Origin of the sequence: Edaphobacter sp. HDX4, assembly GCF_036877565.1 — a bacterium.
GTDB lineage: Bacteria > Acidobacteriota > Terriglobia > Terriglobales > Acidobacteriaceae > Edaphobacter.
On sequence record NZ_JAEDXW010000019.1, the window covers coordinates 41,058 to 60,654 of the forward strand.

19 protein-coding genes are annotated in these 19,597 nt (G+C 56.2%); 5 read left to right on the forward strand and 14 right to left on the reverse strand.

Translation table 11 applies throughout. The features are described from left to right. Nucleotides 1–16 precede the first annotated feature (16 nt). The 5 genes from JAO29_RS17095 to JAO29_RS17115 are packed head-to-tail and all read left to right on the forward strand — an operon-like array spanning nucleotide 17 to nucleotide 5,091. The gene (locus tag JAO29_RS17095) at nucleotides 17–760 is read left to right on the forward strand and encodes an amidohydrolase family protein (RefSeq protein WP_334269468.1); all 744 of its coding nucleotides are present in this window, start codon (nucleotides 17–19) and stop codon (nucleotides 758–760) included. Nucleotides 761–769: 9 nt separating this feature from the next. Continuing rightward, nucleotides 770–1,054 (forward strand): antibiotic biosynthesis monooxygenase family protein, encoded by a 285-nt coding sequence (locus JAO29_RS17100; RefSeq protein WP_334269469.1) that lies wholly within the window; start codon nucleotides 770–772, stop codon nucleotides 1,052–1,054. A 33-nt stretch (nucleotides 1,055–1,087) separates the two neighbouring features. After that, the gene (locus JAO29_RS17105; RefSeq protein ID WP_334269470.1) at nucleotides 1,088–2,428 is read left to right on the forward strand and encodes a cytosine permease; all 1,341 of its coding nucleotides are present in this window, start codon (nucleotides 1,088–1,090) and stop codon (nucleotides 2,426–2,428) included. A 48-nt stretch (nucleotides 2,429–2,476) separates the two neighbouring features. Further along, on the forward strand, nucleotides 2,477–3,715 hold the full coding sequence (locus tag JAO29_RS17110; protein WP_334269471.1) for a mandelate racemase/muconate lactonizing enzyme family protein: 1,239 nt from the start codon (nucleotides 2,477–2,479) through the stop codon (nucleotides 3,713–3,715). A 47-nt stretch (nucleotides 3,716–3,762) separates the two neighbouring features. Further along, nucleotides 3,763–5,091 carry an MFS transporter gene (locus JAO29_RS17115; protein WP_334269472.1) on the forward strand — a complete coding sequence of 443 codons (1,329 nt, stop codon included), beginning with the start codon at nucleotides 3,763–3,765 and terminating at the stop codon, nucleotides 5,089–5,091. Here JAO29_RS17115 and JAO29_RS17120 read toward each other — a convergent pair. The 14 genes from JAO29_RS17120 to JAO29_RS17185 all read right to left on the reverse strand — a co-directional run bounded on the left by JAO29_RS17120 (nucleotide 5,088) and on the right by JAO29_RS17185 (nucleotide 19,566). After that, nucleotides 5,088–5,840, reverse strand: a complete 753-nt coding sequence (locus JAO29_RS17120) for an SDR family NAD(P)-dependent oxidoreductase (RefSeq protein ID WP_334269473.1) — start codon at nucleotides 5,838–5,840, stop codon at nucleotides 5,088–5,090. The genes JAO29_RS17115 and JAO29_RS17120 overlap by 4 nt on opposite strands. A gap of 834 nt (nucleotides 5,841–6,674) precedes the next feature. After that, entirely contained in the window at nucleotides 6,675–7,049 is a 375-nt protein-coding gene (locus JAO29_RS17125; RefSeq protein ID WP_334269474.1) for a DUF192 domain-containing protein, read from the reverse strand. A 407-nt stretch (nucleotides 7,050–7,456) separates the two neighbouring features. Further along, nucleotides 7,457–8,422 carry a type II secretion system F family protein gene (locus JAO29_RS17130; protein WP_334269475.1) on the reverse strand — a complete coding sequence of 322 codons (966 nt, stop codon included), beginning with the start codon at nucleotides 8,420–8,422 and terminating at the stop codon, nucleotides 7,457–7,459. Next, nucleotides 8,356–9,327: a type II secretion system F family protein gene (locus JAO29_RS17135; protein ID WP_334269476.1), complete on the reverse strand. Its 972-nt coding sequence runs from the start codon at nucleotides 9,325–9,327 to the stop codon at nucleotides 8,356–8,358. The genes JAO29_RS17130 and JAO29_RS17135 overlap by 67 nt, the downstream gene beginning before the upstream one ends. A 1-nt stretch (nucleotide 9,328) precedes the next feature. Continuing rightward, a complete protein-coding gene (locus JAO29_RS17140; protein WP_334269477.1) occupies nucleotides 9,329–10,684 on the reverse strand; it encodes a CpaF family protein in 1,356 nt (451 codons plus the stop codon). Nucleotides 10,685–10,717: 33 nt separating this feature from the next. After that, nucleotides 10,718–11,944 carry an AAA family ATPase gene (locus JAO29_RS17145; RefSeq protein ID WP_334269478.1) on the reverse strand — a complete coding sequence of 409 codons (1,227 nt, stop codon included), beginning with the start codon at nucleotides 11,942–11,944 and terminating at the stop codon, nucleotides 10,718–10,720. A gap of 7 nt (nucleotides 11,945–11,951) precedes the next feature. Continuing rightward, entirely contained in the window at nucleotides 11,952–13,319 is a 1,368-nt protein-coding gene (locus JAO29_RS17150) for a type II and III secretion system protein family protein (protein WP_334269479.1), read from the reverse strand. A gap of 29 nt (nucleotides 13,320–13,348) precedes the next feature. Then, nucleotides 13,349–14,158, reverse strand: coding sequence for a Flp pilus assembly protein CpaB (cpaB, locus tag JAO29_RS17155; RefSeq protein ID WP_334269480.1), 810 nt, complete (start codon nucleotides 14,156–14,158; stop codon nucleotides 13,349–13,351). A gap of 5 nt (nucleotides 14,159–14,163) precedes the next feature. Continuing rightward, nucleotides 14,164–14,706, reverse strand: a complete 543-nt coding sequence (locus JAO29_RS17160; protein ID WP_334269481.1) for an A24 family peptidase — start codon at nucleotides 14,704–14,706, stop codon at nucleotides 14,164–14,166. A 130-nt stretch (nucleotides 14,707–14,836) separates the two neighbouring features. Continuing rightward, nucleotides 14,837–15,028, reverse strand: a complete 192-nt coding sequence (locus JAO29_RS17165; RefSeq protein ID WP_334269482.1) for a Flp family type IVb pilin — start codon at nucleotides 15,026–15,028, stop codon at nucleotides 14,837–14,839. Nucleotides 15,029–15,255: 227 nt separating this feature from the next. Continuing rightward, nucleotides 15,256–17,055 (reverse strand): pilus assembly protein TadG-related protein, encoded by a 1,800-nt coding sequence (locus JAO29_RS17170; RefSeq protein WP_334269483.1) that lies wholly within the window; start codon nucleotides 17,053–17,055, stop codon nucleotides 15,256–15,258. After that, nucleotides 17,045–17,494 carry a TadE family protein gene (locus JAO29_RS17175; RefSeq protein WP_334269484.1) on the reverse strand — a complete coding sequence of 150 codons (450 nt, stop codon included), beginning with the start codon at nucleotides 17,492–17,494 and terminating at the stop codon, nucleotides 17,045–17,047. Before JAO29_RS17175 ends, JAO29_RS17170 begins: the two co-directional genes overlap by 11 nt. 17 nt (nucleotides 17,495–17,511) lie before the next feature. After that, nucleotides 17,512–18,072 (reverse strand): TadE/TadG family type IV pilus assembly protein, encoded by a 561-nt coding sequence (locus JAO29_RS17180; protein ID WP_334269485.1) that lies wholly within the window; start codon nucleotides 18,070–18,072, stop codon nucleotides 17,512–17,514. Between the two features lie 246 nt (nucleotides 18,073–18,318). Next, entirely contained in the window at nucleotides 18,319–19,566 is a 1,248-nt protein-coding gene (locus tag JAO29_RS17185; RefSeq protein WP_334269486.1) for a hypothetical protein, read from the reverse strand. Between the last annotated feature and the right edge of the window lie 31 nt (nucleotides 19,567–19,597).

The window sequence follows — 19,597 nt, forward strand, 5'->3', positions numbered from 1 at the left end:
ATAAGGAGTTTTCGCAATGCCTAAGGTAATCGACACCCACGCACATCTCGGCGAGTGCTGCGTCTTCGGGCTCTACGGTACTGAGGAGGACATGATCCGCCGTATGGACGAGTGCGACGTGGATGCCACCATTGTGCAGCCCTTTCCCGGAGCCAGGGACTACGTGCATCGCCATGACGAGATCGCCGAGCTCTGCGCTAAGCATCCCGGACGCTTCTTCGGTCTGGCCAGCCTCAGTCCGCACGTCGGCCGCGACAAGTATGAACGCGAAGTGGAGCGCTGCATCAAGGAGCTCAAGTTCGTCAGCGTCAAACTGCACACGATCGGTCACGGGGTAAACCCACTCAGCGAGGACGGTGACCTGGTTTTCGCGACCGCTCACGCACTGGGAATCCCTTGCATGGTTCACACCGGCGCGGGAATTCCCTTCTCACTCCCAGCGCTCTGCATGCCTGCGGCCAATAAGTACCCTGACTTAAAAATTGTTCTGGCCCACGCCGGCGGCGGAATTGTGTCCGCAGAAGCCCAGGTAGCCGCCTCGATCTGCGGCAATCTTTATCTTGAAACCTCCTGGTGTCTCGGCGAAGACATTCGCTGGATGATCAACACCATCGGCCCCGACCGTGTCATGATGGGAGCCGACCTGCCCAGCAACGTTCCCGTCGAGTTCGCTAAGTACCGCGCCCTGGATCTGGAACCCGAGGTCTACAACAAGGTGATGGGCGAGACGGCGGTTGAAGTCTTCAATTTAAAGTGGTGAGGAGGGCCCATGTTCGTGCTGCATGTTGAACTCAAGGTGAAGTCCGGGGCGCAGGCTGATTTGGAAAAGACCTTCGTACAGAACTTCTACCCGGCCATATCGGAACAGGGCGGTTTCCTCACAGCACAGCTTCTGCACTCGACGGATGACGCCAGCACTTACCGGTTGTGCCTCAGCTTCGATAAAAGAGATTCTCAACAAAGATGGGTGGCCACCGATCTGCATCAGCAGGTCTGGCCGCTCGTTGAAGATCTGTGCGAGAACTACGCCGTGTCGGGATACACCGCGATCTAGTTGTTTGGACAAAAAGGAAGATGAGGCTCTTCTATGGAGCGTTCCGTTCCCGATTACATATCTCGCTCTGTTCCTGTGCCAACGGCTGCGCGGGTACCTTGGTATAGCAGCACCTTCCCAACCTACTTCGGAATCTTCCTTTGGGTCGGCTTCTACCTAAAGATCGCAGAGCCAACGATCGGCTATGCCAGCCTGGGCGTCTGCCTGCTTGCGCTCCTCGTCGCCGGCCTTCTCTGTTTTGCGCTCTATTATTGGGCCCCAGCAATGCTCGGCCTGCAGAGCGGACGACCGCTTTATGTCGTTGGCACCTCTACCTTCGGCAGCTCGGGCGGGTATCTCATTCCAGGACTCATGATGGGCTTTCTCCAGATCGGCTGGGTCGCGGTCATCGGAGCGGTTTCGGCAGACTTCATTATGAAAGGGTTGAACCTGACCTCACGAGCCCTTTACTGCGTCCTTGTCGTCGTCTGGGTCTATAGCCTCGGCGCGGTCGCCATCAAAGGTATCCACCACGTCGCGAGGGTCGCGAAGTTTCTCAATTGGGTGCCGCTGTTCATGATCCTCATCGTCTTCTGGGCCAACCGAGACGGCATCGCACACTACCAACCGGCACACACACAACCCTTAAATGGCTTTCTCAACGTGCTCAGCATCGTCATTGGCTACTTCGCCACTGCGGGAGCAGCCGGCGCCGACTTCGGCATGAACAATCGTGATCGCAAGGACATTCTGCTAGGAGGCTTGCTCGGAATCGTCGCCGGCGCACTCATCGCGGGCGGTCTCCCACTCCTCTCCGTCGCAGGTTATCTCGGACGTGGTATGGGTCCTGCAAGTTATGACTACACGACGGCCATCGCCAGCGTAGGAGCTCTGGCTCCCGTCATGTTCTTTCTTTTTGCTATCGCGTCCATGGTGCCTACCTGCTTTTCTTCGTTCATCGCATCGAACAGCTTCAGCACTATGCTGCCGAAGATCCCGCGTATGGTCTCGACCTTCGTCGCTCTTACCGTCAGCGTCGTCCTTGCTGCAACAGGAATCGCAAACAACCTTGTCGGCTTCTTCAGCCTCGTCGCCGCCTCGTTCGGCCCCATCTGTGGTGCGATGGCTGCCGACTATCTTCTCGCTGGACGTCGCTGGACCGGTCCACGCGCCGGTATCAACTGGGCGGGATACATTGCGTGGCTCATTGGTTTCCTCGTCGGCATTCCCGAACATATTCCCGGCCTGCCGACCGCCGTTCTCAAAGCGGACAACCCTTCCGGTCTTTACTCCTTCGTCGCAGGCTTCATCGTTTATCTTGTTCTCGCCCAGGTTGGGATGCGTCCTCCCGTCGTCGAAACAGAAGGCAACACGCCGCGGGAACTATCCGCCTGAATCTTTCTTCATCACGAAACCCCGAGTCCTCCAGGAGTACCTTCTTTTATGAATCGAAGAACCTTCCTTCAATCCTGCTCAACAACTGCGATTTCATTCGCGGCGAGCAGTTTGCCTGCCTTCGGCTCCCTTCCAAAGATGAAGATCACGCGCGTGCGTGCCTACCTTCCGCCCAACCCTAATCCGCTCTTCAATCAGAGTGATGTGGTTGTCACTATCGAAACAGATGGCGGAATTACGGGGATTGGGGAGGGCGGATCGAAAGATACGCTGGCCCAGTCCGCCGGACGCCTCATAGGCCGTGACCCTCAATATATCGAGCAGCTGTGGCAGGATATGAATCGTGCCTTCTTCTATCCGCCGGGACGAGAGAAGACCGACGCCATCGGCGCACTCGATCTCGCCCTATGGGACATCAAAGGCAAAGTGCTCAAGTTGCCCGTACACGAGATATTGGGCGGCATGGTCCGTAAGCACGTCGAGTGCTACAACACAGCTGGAATTATCCCAGGGATCACACAGGGGATGCCTATCAAGGACCGCGCCCGTATCACCGTCGATGCTGGCTACCGCGCCTTCCGCTTTGGCGCGGCCGACACGAAAGCCAACACTACCTTCAACACCCGCGAGCGCATCAACAAAGTCCGCGAAGAGTGCGAGCAGGTACGGCAAGGAGTTGGACCAAACGGTGACTGGTGCATTGACTTCCATCAACGCTTCGATCTGGCCGACGCTATCCGAGGCTGCAACCTTATCGAGGAATACAACCCTCTCTTCGTCGAAGATCCCGTCCGTGCGGAAGCCTTCCTGCAGGACATCCCGACCCTCCGGAGTAAGGTAAACGTCCCCCTCGCTACAGGCGAAGAGTGGGGCAACCGCTGGGACTTCAACCCCCTAGTCGAAAACCATAGTATCGACTACGTGCGCGCCACACTGCCCAATGTAGGTGGCATTACTGAGATGATGAAGATCGCCGCGCTCTGCGAGACCCATTTCATAGGGATTGTCCCTCACTTCACGGGCCCCATAGCTACAGCCGCGCTCGTCAACTGTCTTGGGACCTATTCAGGACCCGTGCTGATGGAATACAACTATCAGGGCCGTACTTTGCCTCATCTTCCCGTCTGCCTGGACTTCAAGGATGGAAAGCTGTTTGCAAACGAGAGGCCAGGAATAGGAGTTGAATTGGACTTCAAGCAGCTGACCCAGATCGCCGAGTTCACGGAACCCGTCACCGCACGAGCACAAACCTACTTCCGTCCAGATGGTTCCATTACTAACTGGTAGATTCCAACGAAGCCATCAACAATATCAAGAGTGAGATTAGAAGGCGCATGACACAGAATCGGAACCCCGCTACTGCTCTGCCCATGCGCTATCTTCTCGTCGTCCTTCTCTTTCTGCTGAGCTCCGTCGCCTATCTCGACCGGACCAACATCTCGATTGCCGGAATCCAGATTGGGCACGAGTACGCAATCGACAACACTCATCTCGGTTGGATCTTCAGCGCTTTCCTGATCGGGTACGCAGTCTTCCAGGTTCCCGCCGGCCTTCTGGCCCATCGCTTCGGTTCGCGGCGTCTCCTTACCTTCGCTGTAGTCTGGTGGGGAATCTTCACAGTTTTAACTACACTCGTACCTCCGTCCATCAGCAACGCTGTCGCTATTCTTATCCTCGTGCGTTTCGCTCTCGGGGCTGGCGAAGCCACGATGTATCCCGCCGCTAGCCAGTTTGTGGAGCGATGGTTTCCCGTGCCTGAACGTGGCAAGGCCAACGGCATCATCTTCGGCGGTGTCGGTGTGGGATCCGGCTTCACGCCGCCCATTGTTACCGCCATCATTCTCCGTTTCGGTTGGCGAGCCTCCTTCTGGTTCAGCGCCCTCTGCGGAATCGTCGCAGGCATCGTCTGGTATCTCGCTGCACGAGATACTCCCGAAGAGCATCCCCGTGTCCGCGAAAGAGAACTCGCACTTATTCGTGCGGGGCGCGGAGGGGAGTACACCACATCCGCCGCGAAGCGCAGCGTTCCCTGGCGCCGCATCTTCTCCAGCAAAGAAATTCTTGCTTTGACACTCAGTTATCTGGCCTTCGGCTACGTCGCCTGGGTCTTCTTTGGATGGTTCTTTATCTACCTTGCCCAGGCTCGCCGACTCAACCTAAAAACCAGCGCTCTCTACTCAGTCCTTCCCTTCATCGGAATGACCATCGGGGCTATGGGAGGTGGGATCGCCAGCGATTGGCTCGCCCAGCGCTTCAGCCTTCGAACCGGGCGCTGCATTCTTCCCTTCTTCGCGATGGCTATCACCTCCGTGCTGCTCATTGCAGGCTCCCGTGCAGAGCAGGCGAGTACCGCAGGCATCGTGCTCGCGCTCGGTGCCGGTGTCCTCTATATTGCACAAAGCTGCTTCTGGGCCATCACCGCCGACTTCGCAGGTGAATACGCAGGCCTTGCATCCGGAATCATGAACATGGGTGCGCAGATCGGTGGTGCCGTCGCCACATCCCTCACGCCATTCCTCGCCGCGCGCATCGGGTGGCACATGGCATTCTTCACCGCCGCGGCACTCGCTGTCGTGGGCGCATTGTCGTGGTTGCTAGTCGATCCCACGCAAAGTCTCGCTTCTCATGCATCTATTCCCGAGCCCACGCTCCAGCGGAACTAGTACGTTGCGCGACCGCCACTCAGGTCAAAGACCGCTCCGGTCGTAAATGAATTCTCTTCTGAAACCATCCATGCAACCATCGCGCTCACCTCGTCCGTTTCCAGAAAGCGTCCGCGCGGAATTTTGGAGAGCATGAACTCTATGTGCTCCTGGCTGAGTTGCTCGAAGATGCGGGTCTTCGCTGCTGCAGGCGTTATGCAATTCACTGCGATATTGTAGCTAGCAGTCTCCTTACCCAGCGATTTGGTTAGCGCAATCACCCCCGCCTTCGAAGCGCTGTAACCGGATGCTGTCGGATTGCCTTCCTTGCCCGCAATGGAAGAAATATTGACGATGCGTCCATAGTTGCGTTCGATCATGCCGGGAATAATCGAGCGACAACAAAGGAATACTCCCGTGAGATTGATCTCCATCACGGCGCGCCATGCATCGATTGGGTACTCCCACGTCTTGAAATTCGGCCCTGCAATCCCTGCGCTTGCCACCAGGATATCGATCGCTCCATGTAGCCCCATCGTGTGCGATACAGCCTTCTCAACGTTCGCCGCGTCCGAAACGTCAACTACATCCGTCGTCACCGTCCCGGCTTTCTGTAGCTTCTCCGATGCGCTTTGCAAAAGCGCACCGTCTCTGTCCCAGAGCGAGACTGAAGCTCCGGAGGCCAACAGCCGCTCCGCAATGGCGAACCCGATACCCTGTGCGCCCCCTGTAATAACTGCGTGGCGTCCGTTCAGATCAATATGGTTCACATCTTTCTCCGCGCAACAGTTATAACGCATACTGGCTCTCCGAGATAGATACCGAAGGGAGCTTTTAGAGCGATCGCTCGGGTGAGATTCGACAGGTGAACCCCAGAGAATTTGGACAGGTTCTACGACTGAAACCGACCTCACAGAACACTCCCAAACAGTGCACAGGCTCTTTAGGCTAAGCCGACGCCACACCTCCAGTATCTTGTCGCTGCTCCTAAGCTGTTCAACCTGAATTCCGTGGTGGAGACTGCGATCATCGCTCTGGCCATCTCGCCGGTCCCTCCGTTTTTCCAAAAAAGCAGAACAAGGTGGGCCTGTATTTTTTCTGGATGATGGGAATCCATCCAGAGGGATTCAATCTAGACTGCATCCACCGCCGCTCCAACATGTTCTTCCTGAAGATGCCGGTGCTGGCGCCGTTGCCCATCGTAGGGCAACCGATTCATCAATCGGTAAGATTCCGCCGGCTGGATTACCACAACTTGGTGATGCTTACCAGATAGAAGGAGGCGAGCCGCAAACGCCTGTCGCGGCTCACGCCTCGAATCGAAAGAGATCGGACACCAGGAAGCAGCAGGTACTCGCTGCGCCCCCGAACACACAGGAGTGCAAAATAGTCGAATCAATGGGCACTTGTATGAGAAAGAGTATGGCCAGCCCCGGGAGAATCAAGCTGCTCCTCCATGCCAACCCCGCGAGGAGTGCCGAGGGCGGCGTAGGGGTTTGAGGAGGTGCCGCGCTTACGTGACCAGCCGCTTTACGCTTTCGAAATAGTATCCATGAAGTGGATGCACCCAGAAGGCCTAGGACGGATCTGATCACAATGTGCATTTATGCCTCCTTACTCGCATTTTTTGTTATGACGAGGACATCTCCGAGCTCGATCTCGCACGCCCGAATTCGCCCGGCAGAAAGCTCCAGAACAGAGCGCGTCTTGGAGCTAAGACCGCTAAGGCGCCACGGTGGAACCGAATGACCGAGCCCGATCACACGATGGGTTTTATCGAGTGCCACAACATCGATGTTCATCCGCATCCAGCAGGTATGCACTCCTGAAGATGGAATAATCCACAAACCAGAATCTGAGTCGAGGGAGCGTTTGCCCATCAGCCCCAGGAATCTGGTAGCAGAGCTGTCGGCTACCGCTATCTGATGCCCGATAACGGTAGCCTTGCCTTGAATGGAGACGGAGACGTTATTCTTCATTCAGCTGAATACCTATGCATTCTTGGCCTTGCGTCGGCTGATGATGATACCGAGCACAACCACGAAAAGCACACCGGCCACGATACGAATGATAGTTGCTGATTCCATTTCATTTCCTCCCAGAGTGTGTTGTTGTAAGTTGCCAGTTGGGGTTTGCCAAACATGACCTGCACAGCAGATTCATGCTGAACGAATCAGAGTGTGCGGATTATGCGTGTTTGTTCTTGCGCCGGGCGATAATTACGCCAAGAACAACGACAAACAGAACGCCAGCGACGATCCGAATGATGACTGCAGTGTCCATTTGCTTCTCCTTTTAGCCTTCGATCTGATATTTACAACGTCCCATGTCTGCATCCATCACACAGACAGTAATTTCTATAGTGGAGCCGAGCTCCTCACGCCTGCTATTTCACCAGGTCTGACATATTTCTCATCATGCTGATAATCGCGGGCCCAAGTAAGACAATGAACATGCAAGGAAAAATGAACAAGACAAGCGGGAAGATAATTTTTACTGTTGTTTTGGCCGCCTTCTCTTCCGCGATTTGTCTTCTTTTCAACCTCATGGCATCAGCAAATGCGCTCAAAGCTCGAGCGATGGGGGTTCCGAATCGCTCAGTTTGTATCAACATATTGACGAAGCCCTCTACATCGGGAAGCTTTGTTCGTTCGGCCATGCTTTTCCACGCCTCGAGGCGAGGCTTGCCTGCACGCTGCTCCCTGTTGATCTGAAGAAATTCCTCATTGATCTCGGGATGGCTGACTGCTAACTCCTGCCCGACCCGCAGAATCGCCTGGTCCAGTCCCAGTCCGGCGTCTACACAGATCACTAGCAGGTCAATCGAATCGGGAATGCTTCTCCGGATTCTCTCGCGCCGACTCTTGATCTTGCGATCGAGTATGAAGTCAGGGGCCATGTAGGCGACTACAACAAGAACCATGATCCAGAAGAGCGTGTTGGTTGTTATAAAGCTGCCGGCCACGATCCCAACAATTGGACCCAGCATCTGGGCGGAAAAATAGGTATCTGTTGCCCTGTCGCTCTTCACTCCTGCAGCAACAAAGCGTGCCTGAAGCCGCGGATTTTCTGACATGCCGATCCGAGCACGGAGCGTACGGATAGCGGCGAAGAGTTTACCCTCCAACTGTTCCTTGGGTTCGATGTCAGCCGCAGGCTGCCTGCTTAGATCGAAGACGCGAGCCTTCACCGCACGGGTGTGTGCGGTCATGGCGAGCGATGCTATAAGGCTCAGACCGCAGAACAGGCTGCTTCCAATCGCGAGATAGAAAATCAAGTTCATCCCTATACCTCGATATCCACAATCTTCCGAACGATAAAAGTGCCAACAACCAGCATTCCGCTGCCGCAATAGAGGAGCATCTTCCCCAGAGGGTCATAAAAGAGTGGTTTCTCGAATCCCGGATTTACGAAGTTGATAAGTACACCCATAACTACGGGAAGACCTGAAAGAATCCAACCTGTCAGGCGTCCTTGGGCACTCTTGACGCGCACCTCGCCGTGGATGCGAATTCGTTCACGAATAACGTGTGTCGTACGGTCCAGGATCTCGGTCAGGTTTCCTCCGGTTTCCTTTTGAACCAGCATGGCCGTAATCAAAAACTGTAGATCCTGCGAATCCAATCGACGAGACATGTTCATAAGGGAGCTCCGGAAGGGAAGCCCCAGATTCTGCTGCCGGGATACCAGTGCGAACTCGGTTGAGACAGGCTTCTGGGCTTGCTCGGCGACTACTTCGATGGCAGAGCCAACAGAGTGTCCAGCGCGCAATGCGCGGGCCATCATGTCGATCGCATCCGGAAGCGCTTTTTCGAACGCTGTGATGCGCCGGGAGCGCTTGAACCGAAGAAAGAGAAGTGGAACGACACTCGGCATTACGGTAGCCGCAGCAATGATTATGAGTGGAAGACCAAACACAAAGGTAATAACGCAACCGCCGGCGCCGAACCCCAGACAGTTCAGGACGATCTTTGCAGGTGTGGATTTACTGTCAGCTTGCTCGATCAACTCGTTCAAGCCGTGGAAGGCGCCAACTCGAATCAAGAGAAGCTCGAGCCATGCGAACTGAACGGGACCTTTATCTTTGAGCAATTCAACCGGGGCAGGGGCTTCTTCGGCCTCCAGAGCGCTCTCGGCATTGATCTGCTGGAGTCTCCGGGCAACGATCTTCTGCGATTTGGTTGGACGCATGGCAATGGCCAGAATCGCAGAGCTGACAATCAATAGCGCGAAGAAGGTGAAGATCATCAGGCCCATATCACACCTCCACCGAGTGAGTTAACACGTTCAGGTCGAGTGGTATGCCGGCTGCTTTCAACTTCTCGGCGAACTTCGGCACGATCCCGGTGGCGTAGAAGCGTCCCCGGACTCTTCCATTGGCTGCGAGCCCCTGCTTCTCAAACAGAAAGATGTCCTGCATACTCACGACGTCGCCGCTGGTTCCGGTAATTTCGCTGATGTGAGTGATGCGTCGGCTTCCATCGCTGAGCCGGTGAGCCTGGATGAACAAGTGGACAGCCGAAGCAATCTGCTGCCGGATAGCCTTCTCGGGAAGGGAGGCATTCCCCATCAGACACATCGTCTCCAGACGGGATATCCCATCGCGGGGGGTATTCGCATGCAACGTTGTGAGAGAGCCGTCATGGCCAGTGTTCATCGCCTGCAGCATATCCAGAGCTTCCTCTCCCCGGACCTCACCTAGAATGACGCGATCAGGACGCATACGCAGAGCATTGATGACCAGCTCTCGCTGCCGGATAGCGCCTTTGCCTTCCACGTTGGCAGGCCGGCATTCCAGGCGGACCACGTGTTCCTGCTTCACTTGAAGTTCGGCAGAGTCTTCGATCGTAACGATGCGCTCGTGGGGAGAAATGAAGCCGGAGAGTACATTCAGCAGCGTCGTTTTACCCGCACCAGTTCCTCCGGCGACGACAATATTGAGTCGGGCTTGAACTGCTCCCTTCAGAACCGAAAGCATCTGGGGAGTCATCGCCCCTTTGCTGAGCAGATCGTCTGCAGTCAACGGAGAAGTAGGAAATCTTCGAATCGAGACGATCGGACCATCGACAGCAAGCGGAGGAATGACGATATTCACGCGTGATCCATCCCGCAGTCGAGCGTCCACCAACGGTGAAGATTCATCCACACGCCGCCCCACTGCAGAGACGATCTTGTCGATAATGTGCATGAGATGGGCGTTGTCCTTAAAGACGACCCCGGTCTTCTCGAGCACACCACGGCGTTCGACGTAGACGGTCCGATGAGTATTGACGAGAATGTCATTCACGGCCGGATCCTGCAGCAATGGCTCCAGAGGTCCGAGCCCGAACAGTTCGTCGAGAACCTCCTGACCAAGGCGATCGCGGTCAGCTGTGCTGAGCGGCATTCCCTGCTCTGCAATCAGCTGTTGAATGACGCCCATCAATTGGGCGCGGCCCTGGCCATCAGCTCCATGCTCGCCAGCCAGTTTCTCCAGGTCGAGTCGCTTGATGAGTTCATGGTGCACGGCAGATTTAAGGTCGTGCTGCGTCGTTGCCGAGGCACTCCGAGATCCACGAGGCTCAGAGACTGGACCGCGCGTGGGCTGAATCATCCGTATCACGGCTTCAGGCATGGTGCCCCTCCTCTCGAGTACAAGCGCTCATCGTCATTTCCAGAGTCCGAATAGCTTTTTCTTTACAGCGGTTTGGCCAACACCGCTGTGAGTGGGGGCAATCCGGCCAGCCCAAAGGGAGATCTGTGAAGAGAAGGCTGATTTATTTTTAGAAGAGAGTGGCTCACCTGCATTCATCGCTTGAGTAACCTGTGGATGCAGGTTGGAGATTGTCAGGAAAACCGGCTCGCGTACAGCCTTCGCAATCTGGTCTGGCCGGATATCGTCCCCTGGCGCAACGCGATTGACGACGATCCGCAACTTGCCGGGAGCTACTGCTGACAAGCCAAGATGCTCGACGTGTCGGGTGAGATCGCGTAGCGCAAGGATATCCGGTGTCACGATGATGTTCACCTCATCGCAGCACTGGACGAAAGCCGATGTGCTGTCATAGAGGAACGATGTATCGATAAGGATGAAGTCGTATTCGGCACGCAGGAAATCGAGGACCTGTTCAATCTGGCTGCGCGTGCTGGTTTGTAACCCCATGCAGCCTTCAGGCGCGGCAAGTACGTCCAGTCCGCTCGAATGCTTCACCACGAAGCCCTTCAACAAGTTCGTATCCAACCTGTCGGCGTTTCGAACAAGATCATCGAAGTGGTACTGGGTATTTTTGATCGCCAGATGGAGACAGACATGCCCTAACTGGTGATGGTGATCAATCAGCAGCACCTTGCCGCTATGCTTCTGAGCCAGCTCAATCGCCAGGTGAATCGCAAGCGTCGTTGTTCCTACACCGCCCTTGGATCCGAAGAACGTGAGAACCTGACCGCGCCGTGAGGAGGACATATTTCGCGACGAGAGCCGATCCTGCCAGTGTTCCAGCGTCTGCTGGAAGCGAATCTGGTCGACAGGTTTCCTGATGAATTCGCTACATCCCGCTCGCATCGCTTCGAGCAGACGATCCGTGTCCAGATCGGACGAGATGCCGATAGAAACAATACGCTGCTCACGTGTGCTGCTTAGGGCTTCAACCGTCTCGAGGGCCTGCTCCCAGTGACGGTCGAAGTCGATGAATGCTACACACGAATGAGCGCGCCTGATCGACGGAGGAAATTGTGGTCTCCGGTCCTTTGTGATGTAGTCATGGAAGTCACCGGCGAACTCGACGCCAGGAACATACATAGGAGCTGACAGAGCCACATCGCACAGATCGCTGTCGCCGCAAACCGTGAAGGTGGCGAGTGTAGTGGCTTCGATGTTGTGGTCAACAGGATTCATAAAATCTTCACTGCTTCTTCTTGTTATTCAGGTCCTTGTCGAAGTTGTCTTTGTCCAGATTCGGCACTGGCATTGAAGGCTCAGTGATGGGCTGCGCCTTCTCAAGCGGATCAACAATGGTCGGTGTCACAATCACCATCAGGTCAACCAGTGATGTGCTTTTGTCTTTCGATTTGAAAAGTTGGCCAAGGATAGGCACACTGGCGATGCCTGGCGTCTTCGAGAGTGCGTCGGTGATGCGGCGGTCCAGCAGACCTGAAATAGCAAAGCTCTGTCCGCTCCGCAGTTCGATGTCGGTCTGCGCCCGGCGTGTTGAGATCGCGGGAATGGTATAGCCGGAGATCTGAACCTGGTTGGTATAGTCCAGCGCGCTTACCTCAGGCATTACCTTCAGCCGGATCGTTCCGTCAGCATTGACCGTCGGAGTAAATGTGAGGTGAACACCATAGGGCCGGAACTGGATCGTGACCGATGCCAGACCGCCTGATGTCTGCACGATCGGGAAAGGAAACTCGCCGCCGGAAAGGAAGCTCGCCTCTTCACCACTGATTGAGGTGATCGTAGGCTCGGCAAGTATCTGCGCTACTTGCTTGGTCTCAAGATCTTTCAGCGCCATGCCGATGTCGTACTGAGAGTTATAGAGAAAGAAGTTGAGCGCATTCGAGAGGGTAACAGATGTCGAGGCCGATCCTCCCGAAGACGTAATCGTCGGAGGACCGAAGGAGCTGAACTGCTGCGTCGATGTCAGCGCTGTAGTCGTTCCGGCTTTTAAGAAGTTGAAACCAAACTGGGCCAGCTTAACGCGATCCACCTCGACGAAACGGACTTTCAGCTCCACCTGCTTGGGGTGCGGAGGGATCACCTGTAACGAGTTGGCGATATCTTTACCGTAGGTCTGCGCCAGCTTCAACGCCAGGTCTGCATCTGCCTGGCTTAGCATTGTCCCTGACAGTTCTATCCGATCCTGCAGTGCAGATACGGTGACGTTTTCGTCAGGAAAAGCCGCTGTCAGGATGCCTCGGAGCGCCTCTACATCGAGATCGGCGGACACGGTATAAAGAGTGCTTCGTCCCGTCTCATCCCACAACACCAGGCTGCTGACTCCAGAGGCCTTCGCTGTAACCAGAACCTCATGGGGGCTGGACGTGAGTGAGCCCACCGCGGCGGGATTGCTCACGTAGACCCGCTTCAATCGGCTTCCGCTGGTGATCACTACCGAGTGCCCGACCACCAGGTGAAGCGCGCCGCCCTTTGGCTGCGATGGCATCGGGGTGCCGCCAGCCGGGACGACGGAGGGCCCGCTTGCCCCGACATGGGAACAACCGAGTCCCAGCACAACTGCGGCGGTTCCGCGCAGGATCCTTACTCGCCACATTGTGGATATTCGTCGCACGTCAGGCATCCCTAGTTGAATCCGACCGTAGTCTGTTTATCGCCCGCGATGGTCTCCACCACGTAGGTCTTTGACTTTGCGATTTGCGTGGAGGGTCTATGCACCGATTTGGGCTTTGCCCCGCGCGCATCGTCGATATCGCTCAACTGCACTGGCGTATTCGAGGCCTGCTGGTGATCGCCTCCATTGCGGAGCATGAAATAGATCGAACCCTGCGTGCTGGCAAGTACAAGCTTCTCTGCATCGGCAGGATTCACAAGGACCGTGACAACATTCACAGAAGCTGCCTTACCATCCGGGCTCGGCTGGATCTGATGACCGACGGCAAGCACTTGTGCGTCCTGAACCACAGTAAGGGTGACAGGCTCCGGGCCCTGGGAGGGGTGGTAGGTGACCAGCACATCCACTCGGCAGCCGGGAAACAGAAATCCGGCCACTCCCACAACGTCATCCGATTTCAGCGCCACCGCCCGCATCCCTTCAGCAATCCTTGGGGTCAGGCCTATGGCAGTGCCCGGGGCCGAAAGGTATTTTCCCAGTACGATCTGGCCCTTTTCCATGGGATAAATTACGGAACGGCCTACCGCGTCTTCGGTCTTCGCCAAAGCACCTTGTACTGGCTTCGAGGCAGGCCACTCGATCAACGTCACCTCTTCGGGCTTGATGATCTCTCCGGCATCCATAGCCTTCGCAGCAACCGCATAACGCACCATGGGCTCTTTGTGTCGTTCGCGCTGCGATATCTTGTGACCGAGCAGCAGGGTGCACCCACCCGAGATAACCAGGGCTCCGAGAAGGGCGAGGATGAATCGTGGAGGCATCGGGTCTATTTCAGTGGGATTTCACTGATGAACGTAATCAGGCATCCGGCAGCAATCGCGATTGCGTAGGGCAGGCGCAGCGTGCGATCGTTCCTAACATTCAGCTGCGGGTGAGGCGTCAGTCCCTCATGTCGATGGTGGAAAAAGAGCAAACCGATATTCTGAACCGTCTGCTTCAACTTGCCACGTGCCATCGCCAGGACCAACGCGAACACTCCGCCCATGATTGCCGTTGTCACGAGAACCTGGAAAAGCGATGGAAAGCTCACAATTGAGGCGACCGCAGCGATCAGCTTGACATCGCCGCCACCCATGCCGCCGGCGATGAAGAACGCCGTGAAGATGCCGCCACCCACAAGCGCGGCAAGCAAAGCCATCGCCATCTCGCGCGGGCCGCCGAGGATCAGGTGCAGGGCCAGGCCAATCAGAATGGATGATGCCGTCAGCCAGTTGGGGATCCGTCGGGTCTTCACATCCCACACCGCGGCCACGAGCGCGGCGGCTACAGCGATCGAGAGATAAAGAAGATGTTGCGAGTAAGTCGGCATTTCGGACCTGAGGCAGGGAAAAGGCTGCAGCGAGAGAGGAATGTAATTGGTTTGATCGCGAGAAAGGTGGAACCCCTTGGGACGCCAAGCCTATCGAGGCGCTCGCGTCCCAAGGGATCGTCGAAGCCGCTTAGGAGCCGGCAACCGCACTGGTGACGCTGGTCCCAATGCTGTTCATGGCAGTGCCAAGGGTGGTCGACAGGCCCCTCATTGCAACAGTTGCGCCGAGGCCGATCAGGGCGGCCACGAGGGCGTACTCGATCAAGTCCTGACCCGAGTCGTCCCGCAGCAGATTAACGAAAGTGTTACGAAAATTCTTCACGTCTCTTCTCCTTGTCGGGAAAGCTGAGTCACTCAATCACGTTCCTTGAGCCCGCTTGTTCCCGCCGATGAGAAGATAGTACCCAGAGATTCAGGCAGGAGTAACACCCAAAAGTTGTATTGATGGGCCCCAAAAGTTATCGGTAGTCTCCGCGATCGTGGGATCTCTATGTCTTGGAGCTTTCCTGTGAGCCACGCACGTCGCATCACGGATTTATGCGTCTGCATTTACTGAAATGCGGCCGCCTTCAGCATGTAGACCGAGGGCGTAGGATTCAGTTGCATCCCTATCGTGCCGCTTCCAGATAGCGTGATCTGGTCGGCCACAATGTTTCCCAGGATGAAGCTTCCAGTGCCGGAGCCCCCGGTTAAGCTCAGGACATCGCCATAGCCGGTCCCGCTCGAGCTCGGTGGATTCTGGTGGAAGTACAAGGACCCTGCATACCCGATCTGCCCCGATCCCGATAAGGTAGGACTCTTGGCATAGCTGTGATCCTGAAACATGAGAATTCCGCGGTTCCCGGGAGCGCCGGCCACGTCCGTGGTATCTCCGCCACTGTCCCAATAGGTAGCATCTCGCGTGCACTGCGCCCACAAAACATTTCCGGCGAGAGACGTGGGCATGCCCAGCGAAGAGGGAGGCGATGAGCCATCGCAGGTCAGCGCAGCGGAAGGTACATTATCGATACGGTCGCCACTGGATCCTCCACCGACTGTAAATGTTCCCGAACCAGTGAAATAGAACATCACTCCCTGCGTCCGGCTGTAGACAAGGCCTTTCGCAGCCGCGACCGCACTGCACGCGCTGGCAGAATAGCCGGAGACTGGCGAAGACCAGCACGGCGTCGCAACCCTTAAGGTATTACTTCCTCCCGGTGCCAACGATCCGTTGACGTAGTACACGCCTGGCAGAAAAATGATCATCGAGTAGTTATTCGGAAGCGGGATTCCGTTGGGATAATACCCAGGGCCGAATTCCGCGCAATTTGTCGCTACACCAGAACCGCCGTAAGCTGGCTGATCTTTATCAGGGCACCCGTCGATTCCGTATCCGACCCACTGATAGTAAGCTCCGGTACTGGCGTTGTAGGTGACAGGCTTGGTCGTGATGCCTTTCAGGCTGAGTGGGGCTGGAACTGCGGCGTAAGGATCTGGCACCGGAAGAACAGAGCTGCGCCATTTTCCTGTGGTTCCTCCGTTGAATCCTTTGAAGCCGCCGCTTCCTGCGCACCCGTTCTGAGCCTGGGTCTCCGCACCCACCACTCCTACATCGGCCCCGGTGTTACTGGGACCGGCGGCGCTGCTGTCAACATAGCCGGAAGGGCTGCACTTGATAGCGGTGGTGCTGGTCGAGTTAACCTGCAGGCTGCGCTGCGGGCCGCCGATGATCTTCAGGATTGCTCCGCCGCTATAGCTCAGCGCTCCACTCATACTGGGATGCAGCACAACGATCGGCGCAGCTTCCTTCACCTGCGCGAGTCCGCAGGTGCAGGTGGACTTCACCTGCACGTACTTTGAGTGCGTGAACAGCGACATGAAATACGTCTGAACGTTCTCAATCACACTGACCTGCAGGTACGGAGTCGCCGATGCGGAAGAAGGCGGAGCCGTGATTCCGGACACGGAGGCTGGAAACGTCCATGAGACGGTATTCCAGGCTGAACTGGAGCTGGCCCCTGCCTTCGCCCCTGCTCCACTGTATCCATTGAATTTTGCGTAAGCGCACATGGCAGCCGAGGGCGATGACACACAGTCACTGGGGGTCCCAGGGGTAAAACCCATTGAGCTGAGTTGCAGGCCGCCGGCCTTTCCGAGCAGATCCATTGCGCCAGCCTGGCAAGCCGCATCGGCAGCTGTCTGTGTGCCCTGCCTGTGATACCAGAGGTTTGCGAAGTCCACTCCGAATGCAAGGCCGGCCAGAGTCAGGCATGAAAACAGCAGGATGAGTTCAATGATTGCCTGCCCTGCCTCGCTCGACCGCCCTGCACACCCGCGTTCCGCCAGCGCCTCTCTTTCTCTAAAAAACAATGCGTCCCCCGGCTGTCGCATACATGGAATACGCCATACTCGAGCTGCTGACGATCGGCAAATACCTGTATGTGGCGGTCACGACCACTCGGGAGGGGGGCGCCGAAGAAGCGTCTGGATACAACACCGTAACGTTGACGGCCTTGAGAATGTTCAGATAACGCCCCGCATTATTTTGTACGGTCGATATCACATTGGCCGCGCTTGAATCCGAGCAGCCCGCGCTGGGGCCACTGCAGGCAGCACTGTCCGATCCGTGGACAATGGCATATCGCACGCCGACACGAACCGAATCACTGAGCACAGACTGCGCATAAGCGTACAGGCAGAGTTGAAATGCGGCGAAGGTGAACGGAAGGGCAAGAAGAAGCGCGAGGGAGGTCTCTATCGAGCTGGACCCGAGAGGATCGCATAAGAGTCTTCTCAGATGAACAGACATGCGTACTGCCTTCCTCATCAGTCCATCACCCGCATCGAAGTATATCGATGGAAAGCCAACGTCGGAACCAGCGGAATGTTGAAAAATGTCAGTGGGATAGGTGGCTGCACCGTGTACGTGATGTCGACCCGGTTGAGCAGGAATGTGGGAGCTTCAGGATCGATCTGCGACGCCAAGGACGTATTCGTAGATACACTGGGCCCATAACTGACGCACTGCGTCGCATTGCCGGTGATTCCAACGACCTTGGAACAGACGTTCACGCTTGCGCCTGACACGGCATTGCTGCCCAGGTCTGCCACTGCGAGTGCCGCTACCGAAGAAACAGACGACGAAGGGCCGGCTACCGGGAGCGAAATCTGACCCGGCGACTGATAACCCTGGATGGAGTACTGGGCGGCATTGCGAGAAGACGAGATCAGGGTTGCACTGATGATAAAGAAATAGGCAAACTCGACCGCGTACGCTGCACAGAGCAGGACCAGTGGTAGAAACACGGCGACCTCGATCAGGCTGCCGCCGTCTTTGCTCCGCCCAAAGTGCGAAACAGCCGATCTGATTGTTCGATGAGAGATCATTCCCAAAAATTCTTCAATCACATGCTCTCGGCGCCCCGAATCAGATTCAGTTTGCCCGGCATTCACCTTATCGCTCTTCGTTCAAGGTCACTATTGCACCACAGCGGCATTGTCTTGCGGCGACGTGCTCTGGTAAATTACCCATCGCGAAAATCGCGCAACTTATGGTGTTTCCCTTTCCGCAAGATAGACCCCCAGTGCGTCCGAAGAAATAGTTCGTCAGCACCGTGGGAGCCTCTCGAGCCGCTAAGGATGGGTGCGGTAGGAAAGGATGTGAAAGGGGCCGGCGTTGCCGTTTACGCTATTGGACTCGACAAGGACCTCGAAGTGCGGCAAGCTGCCGTCGGGGCGTTTGAGTTGATTAAGGAAGGGAAGGAGGGCATCGTCGTTGAAAAGGAAATCGGTGATGGCCTCCGTGCCCGCCATGGAATTGCCTTCGACGATCAGGGCGTTCCCGTTCCGGTCGAGATTGGAGATAAAGGCCAGGACGCCAAGGACGTGGTGCTTTGGGTCTGAGGCTGAGGCAAAGTAGCGGTCAGGCTCTCCCGCCTTTGGCTGGCGATTGATGAAACTATAAATGTGATGGAGTCCGTCGTCCGAGCCGTAGAAGTTCATCTGGGGCTCGTAGAGCTCGACCCAAGGGTTGGCGCCGCGGGCTCCCGAGAGAATGATGTTGCCCTGTTTGAGTTCGTCCACGCCAAGATCGCGAGCATATCTCAGGATGAGGCGATCGGCGGAAGCAGAGGGAAGCTGCTGAATGCGGCGAAAGAGGTTAAGGTCGACAAAAGAGGTGTAGCGACGATTGGCGATATCGCGAATCTCGTCGGCTCGATCTCGAGGCAGACCCTGCAGCTCCTGATTGAAGTTGTGATCGAGATAGTCGGCCAGGGTAGTGTCCTTCTTTGTCATCCAGTGCAGAAGCACCAGACCGTTATCGGCGGCTACAAAGGTCGTTGGACGAGAAGACTGAAAGATGCGGCTCCAGAGAGGGTGGGGTGGCGGCGAAGCGGAACGCTGAATGCGATGATGGCCGGACCATAGAACAACGGAGAGGCCCACGATGGTGAGCCCCATGAGACAGCAGGGGAGGAAAAGAGGATTCGTAATCCACCGGGTCCCCAAAGACCTCTCTGCGGATAGTGGAAGCTCTTTGACGGGCGGAGAAGCGAACGAGTTCCTGACGATGTCCGACACATCCGGCGCAGTGCGGTCGAAGCGCACGATGTACTCGCCTTTGGGTACGGTCACACGAAAGCTGTCGTCGGGGAAGTCCGAGGCACACTGCTCAAGTCTCTGCCGCAGGCGCACCATATGTGAGCGGACGATGGTGTCGACACTGGGATCAAATCCGTCGCCACGTTCGAAGACGTCGACAGCAATATTTTGTTCGTTGAGAAGCGCGGTGCGTTCAAGCAGCGTCTGTTTCGCAAGATAGAGCAGGAGCTGCGACAGTCGTGAAGACTTGGAAAAGCGCGCGGAGTTGACGATCCGCAAGGTTGCCTGCCAACGCTCGTCTTCTATTAAG